Below are 4,899 nucleotides of genomic sequence, written 5' to 3'. Positions count from 1 at the left end.
CCGTAGAACCTTATCGAATTATTGAAGAGCATATTAGTGGATCTGTTGCTGCCAGTGACCGACCTGGCTTTTCACGTCTGCTGGATAGAATGGAACATGGTGATGTCCTGATTGTGACTAAGTTGGATCGTCTTGGCCGCAATGCAATTGATATCAGGAAAACAGTCGAAAAACTATCAGAGCTTAATATCAGAGTTCATTGTTTGGCGCTTGGTGGTGTTGATCTAACCAGTCCAGCAGGGAAAATGACGATGCAGGTGATTTCAGCAGTAGCCGAGTTTGAGCGAGATCTTTTAATTGAGCGGACTCATGCTGGTATCGCAAGAGCAAAAAGTGCAGGTAAGCGCTTTGGACGCCCCCCTACCCTTAACGATGAGCAAAAACAGATTGTAAACGTATTCAGGCCGGAGCCAGTATTAGCTCAATTGCGCGTGAATTTAATACAACACGTCAAACAATTCTGAGAGCTAAAATTGTGAAACAATAGTCGATATAAAAAATACAGTAATAGAATACAATCTTGTCTGAAATCATAAATCATAAATCATAAATCATAAGTCATAAGTCATAAGTCATAAGTCATAAGTCATAAGTCATAAGTCATAAGTCAGAGCTGTGAATTATGGCAAGGAGCACTGCGAGGGAAATTAGTTGTTATTTGGCTAAGTATTGATCCAAGGCTTCTCTGACTATTGCACTGACACTTTTGGGATCTCTACCTTTCCTTTTGTTTTTTAATGCCATATCTTCAAGTGTGACAAGCATTGATTCGTTTAAGGATATAGTTGTTCTACTTTGCTTTTCTGGTTCTTGTAAATCATTTTCAGTAGAGCCATAAGGTTTATCTGCCAGGCGTTTAGCTAATAAGTCTGCTTGCTCGGCCGTTATCTCATTACGATTTTTAGCTGCTTGTTGGCTCGGTTTCTTAACCATTTTTAAAAGACCTCATTTATTAATTGTTCGATTTCACTTTTCGCCGTTTGATTTTCAGTTTCTAAAACACCTAATCCTACGCTCATTGTATCTCTATAGACTTTTCTAAAATATATTATTGTTTTCATTGTTTTTATGGTTGGAAACTCTGATAAGTATTCCAAAAACTCTTTTCGTTCATTACCTTTTAATACTGGATTCGTGGTAGCCATACTCTGTAAACAAAATACTTTAAGTTCAGGGTTAAGATCCCTCATTGCTTCTACTTGTTGTTGCAGCTCTTCCAATGTGTCTAAATCAGGTTGAGAGCATTGTAATGGCGCTATGATTTGGTCAGCAATTACCCCACTTGTAATAAATTCTCTAGAATTTCTACCTGCTACATCAACAATTATATGTTCATATTTTTGACTTAATGCTTTCAATGTTTGGGTTAAGTTATCAAACTTTTCTATTAAGGTAATACTGGGTTGAATGCCTAATGTTTCTCGTTCTGCATGCCACTTAGCCGCTGTGCGTTGAATATCTGCGTTGAGTAAGCAAACATCTTTACCTTCTTTAGCTAAAGCAACAGCAATGTTTATAGCTGTTGTCGTTTTACCAGAGCCGCCTTTATTACCACCAATAACTGTTATCATATTCATTCCCATAATTATGATTTATGAAGTATGAAGCATTATAAACCACCTTATTTTTATGTCAAAGTGAATGTGGTGCATTTTTAAACAGCCCATGTATAACCATAATTTTTGAAATATTTCTAACAAATCATAACTTTAAGGTGTTAGCCACAAGGGATCTCAACCTACTGTAATATGAAGTGTGAATAAATAAATCATAAGTATGAAAGAGTAAGTATGAAATGTGTTTTCATTTTTCATACTTATGTTATATTACTCAAAGTGAGTCGTAGACATTAACAATGAAACACTAGTTACTCATTTTGAGTACCTAAAAAAACATAAATATTCAAGTTGAGTATTTAAATGAGGTGGGCATGAAACTATATTGCGATGACGGTTCTACAAATGTGAAGTTGGCCTGGTTTGATAAACAGGCGTTACAGACTAAGTTATCAACGAATTCTTTTAAAAAAGGCTGGAAAATTGAAGGGTTAGGTGGAAAGGGGACGTTTAACTATGAATTGGATGGTCAAAAGTTCACTTATGATGAGGTGAGTGAGCAGGCCATTAGAACGACTCATATTGAGTATCAATATACAGATGCGAATGTGCTTGCTATCCACCATGCACTTTTAAGCAGTGGACTTGAACCTCAAGATGTCGATTTGATTGTCACTTTACCTATCAGCGAGTTTTATACGACTGATTGCCAAAAGAATGAATTGAATATCCAGCGTAAAATTGAAAACGTCCTTCGTCCCGTACAGCTGAATAAAGGAACAACATTCACGATTAAGAATGTCGAGGTGATGCCTGAATCTTTACCTGCCGTGTTAACCCAACTCGTTAATGACAATGTGGGGGTGTTTGAAAAATCATTGGTGATTGATTTGGGGGGAACAACCCTGGATGTGGGCGTAATTGTGGGCCAGTTTGACGGCGTCAGTGCCATTCATGGTAACTCTGAAATTGGTGTCTCCATGGTCACTCAAGCTGCACTGAGTGCATTAAAAATGGCCTCCAGTGATACCAGTGCGCTCGTTGCTGATGAACTCATTAAGCAACGTCATAACGAGCAGTTTGTGCGTCAAATTGTGAATGATGAATCGAAAATTCCATTAGTGTTAGATACGATTGATTCTGCAATAAAACAACTAGGTGAACGGGTTGTCGACGAACTGAGTCAGTTTAAAAACGTCAATCGTATTTATTTGGTTGGCGGTGGGGCTTCTTTAATTGAGCCTGCAGTCAGAAATGCATGGCGCCTTATTGCTGATAAAATTACACTGTTAGACTCACCACAAACCGCCTTGGTTGAAGCCATCGCCTATTTTAAAGAGGACTAACTCGATGAGTCATGAGCGGAAAAAATTCACGTTATACCTTCATCCTGAAAACCCTGCAGATAATCAAACATTAGCGGTTATCGAGTCATTACCGCGTTCAGCTCGGGGGGAGTTTTTCCGCCATGCGTTTATTTGTGGTGCGGCATTACAACACCTTGATGCTCGTTTGCCTGCATTATTGGCGACGTTATTTAACGATAAATTGACAGCGGAGCAGCTTGTTACGTTAATTTCGCAAACAACCGGTTGGCAGCCATCACAAGCTGAAATACACGCCGTTATTCAAGCGCTTGGTGTGAATTCAATGCTAAATGAAGACAATAGCATCACAGAAATAAACGCCAATCCACCTTTAGCGAAGGTGAAAAACAAATTATCAAAGTTAGTGTAAACATAGGGCAGGGGATCTCATTGTCATCCGCGTTGTGGAAAATGAAACAACAATCTCTTTCCCGTGCTGGACGACTCGATTGTCTGACATTCCCTGAGTTAGCTGTTAAAGAAAAAGGTCAATAATTAACCAATTTAAGGTTTCTTTCCAATATCAAGGGATTATTACCACTATCCACACTCAAAAATAAAGTTATCCACTGAATTTGTGGATACGCCTTTTCTGCGTTTTGTCGCAACGGCTTCATGCTGGCCTTGAGCCAGCCTTAAGCCGAACGTCGGATTGACTCCATTAACCTACTGTTGGCGCGAGTTCTGTTCACTTATTTGTGCTAGGCCTGTTAACTCGCTAGTCAAATGTGGACAATCAGCTTGATAGGTCAACCTTGAGCCTGTGGTATTCGTGTTAAGTGACAGAAAATTTTACGCTTAGGGCAAAGGTCGCTAGAGCGACGAGTTGAGTGACCTTTGACAATTTTTCATAACGTTTATAGCTTCTTAAACTGACGCCAAGCTCTTCTGCTGCCCGAGCTTGATCCCAATTCATCCCTCTGCGCCATAATCTCAATTCAAAGCCGCTCATAAATTCTCTCCAAATAATGCTTAAAAGTGACAGATTGACACTTTTAAGTATTTAATCATAGAAAGTGATAAATAGCGACGTTCTATGTGATGAAGGGCACACAATGTTTAAAGGGGATTTTCTCTATTCAGGGTGGGGGTTAATCAACACCTCGATATATTGACGCTGGATTAGACTGGCTACTGTTGCATTATGGGTTCCTACGGCAGCTCGATGTCGTCGAGCTGTCGCCTACACTCCAACACCATTCGTTTTACGAATGGGTTTCCGCAGAGCCGCACGCGTCTCTGTCCTTCGGATAGCAAGCGAAACCTAACGGCACGGCATTTCGTGCTTCGCACGGCCGTTAAGGACGCCACGCGTTGCGTGTCGGCCGATTGCCTCCTCACCCGACGGTTATTTTCTTACTATCAGCCCATTCGCTAGGGCTTAAACATAGCCTCAACTCGTCATCCAGCAAGCGTAAAGTGCACTCCAGCAAAATTCTTGTCGCTGCGCTTTCCAACAATTTTGCTTCCGCCCTTGCTTCCTTCCTCGTCTCAGCTATGCACGCCCTTGCCGCGACTGAACTGACAGTAAGATGAATGAACACTTTCAAAGAGAACTACGAGGCCATCGGTGAACGTCAACACCGCCACGCCAAAACCTCCAGAAAGATGAGTTAAAAGCCAAAAACAAGGAGTATCAACATGAATGACCAAGTTTTTATTGCAGAAACAGACCCTTACCAAGAAGCGCAAAGTGCGGAAATGATGTACTGGGTAAGGCGCGAACACGCCGCCAAAACCGCACCTAAAGAAATCACTTTAGTGCAATTTATGGATGCCTTATCCGTTATGCCTCCGCTGGATTGGCAAGGCCATAACCATACAGAGTCATTTAAATTACAAGAAATGGTTCTAGGAAACGTGACGGACATTTTTGTCAAAGTGGATGGGCGTTATTTCACGTTTAGAGATGGTTCAACGTTATCTCACGCGCAAATTGTGTCGCGTGTGCGTTGCGCGGGATCACTGGCGCAACA

At 40.9% G+C, this 4,899-nt stretch carries 6 protein-coding genes and 1 pseudogene; 4 read left to right on the top strand and 3 right to left on the bottom strand.

Annotated features, from left to right (window positions below; genetic code table 11):
* Positions 1–487: pseudogene (locus PSF16_RS16560) on the top strand (recombinase family protein); the annotation flags it as partial.
* Between the two features lie 167 nt (positions 488–654).
* On the opposite strand, the gene PSF16_RS16555 reads toward PSF16_RS16560, so the two are convergent.
* A complete protein-coding gene (locus PSF16_RS16555) occupies positions 655–933 on the bottom strand; it encodes a ribbon-helix-helix protein, CopG family (protein ID WP_272689717.1) in 279 nt (92 codons plus the stop codon).
* A 2-nt stretch (positions 934–935) separates the two neighbouring features.
* Positions 936–1,571, bottom strand: coding sequence for an AAA family ATPase (locus PSF16_RS16550; protein WP_272689716.1), 636 nt, complete (start codon positions 1,569–1,571; stop codon positions 936–938).
* 359 nt (positions 1,572–1,930) lie between these two features.
* On the opposite strand from PSF16_RS16550, the gene parM reads away from it, so the two are divergent.
* Both parM and PSF16_RS16540 read left to right on the top strand, forming a co-directional pair.
* Positions 1,931–2,902, top strand: a complete 972-nt coding sequence (gene parM / locus PSF16_RS16545) for a plasmid segregation protein ParM domain-containing protein (protein WP_272689715.1) — start codon at positions 1,931–1,933, stop codon at positions 2,900–2,902.
* Positions 2,903–2,906: 4 nt separating this feature from the next.
* Positions 2,907–3,293, top strand: a complete 387-nt coding sequence (locus tag PSF16_RS16540) for a plasmid partitioning/stability family protein (protein ID WP_272689714.1) — start codon at positions 2,907–2,909, stop codon at positions 3,291–3,293.
* Positions 3,294–3,698: 405 nt separating this feature from the next.
* On the opposite strand, the gene PSF16_RS16535 is transcribed toward PSF16_RS16540, so the two are convergent.
* Positions 3,699–3,875 (bottom strand): hypothetical protein, encoded by a 177-nt coding sequence (locus PSF16_RS16535; RefSeq protein WP_272689713.1) that lies wholly within the window; start codon positions 3,873–3,875, stop codon positions 3,699–3,701.
* Between the two features lie 689 nt (positions 3,876–4,564).
* Here PSF16_RS16535 and PSF16_RS16530 point away from each other — a divergent pair.
* The coding region (locus PSF16_RS16530) for a hypothetical protein (RefSeq protein WP_272689712.1) at positions 4,565–4,899 on the top strand (335 nt) is incomplete at its 3' end.

Source organism: Providencia sp. PROV033 (assembly GCF_028484855.1).
Taxonomy (GTDB): Bacteria; Pseudomonadota; Gammaproteobacteria; order Enterobacterales; family Enterobacteriaceae; genus Providencia; species Providencia alcalifaciens.
The sequence above is the reverse complement of the archived record's forward strand: the minus strand, read 5'-3'. Positions and strand labels throughout refer to the sequence as shown.

Bases quoted from the DNA above. Each gene is read 5' to 3' on its own strand.
- PSF16_RS16555 (WP_272689717.1), bottom strand. From the start codon at position 933: ATGGTTAAGAAACCGAGCCAACAAGCAGCTAAAAATCGTAATGAGATA.
- PSF16_RS16550 (WP_272689716.1), bottom strand. From the start codon at position 1,571: ATGATAACAGTTATTGGTGGTAATAAAGGCGGCTCTGGTAAAACGACA.
- parM (WP_272689715.1), top strand. From the start codon at position 1,931: ATGAAACTATATTGCGATGACGGTTCTACAAATGTGAAGTTGGCCTGG.
- PSF16_RS16540 (WP_272689714.1), top strand. From the start codon at position 2,907: ATGAGTCATGAGCGGAAAAAATTCACGTTATACCTTCATCCTGAAAAC.
- PSF16_RS16535 (WP_272689713.1), bottom strand. From the start codon at position 3,875: ATGAGCGGCTTTGAATTGAGATTATGGCGCAGAGGGATGAATTGGGAT.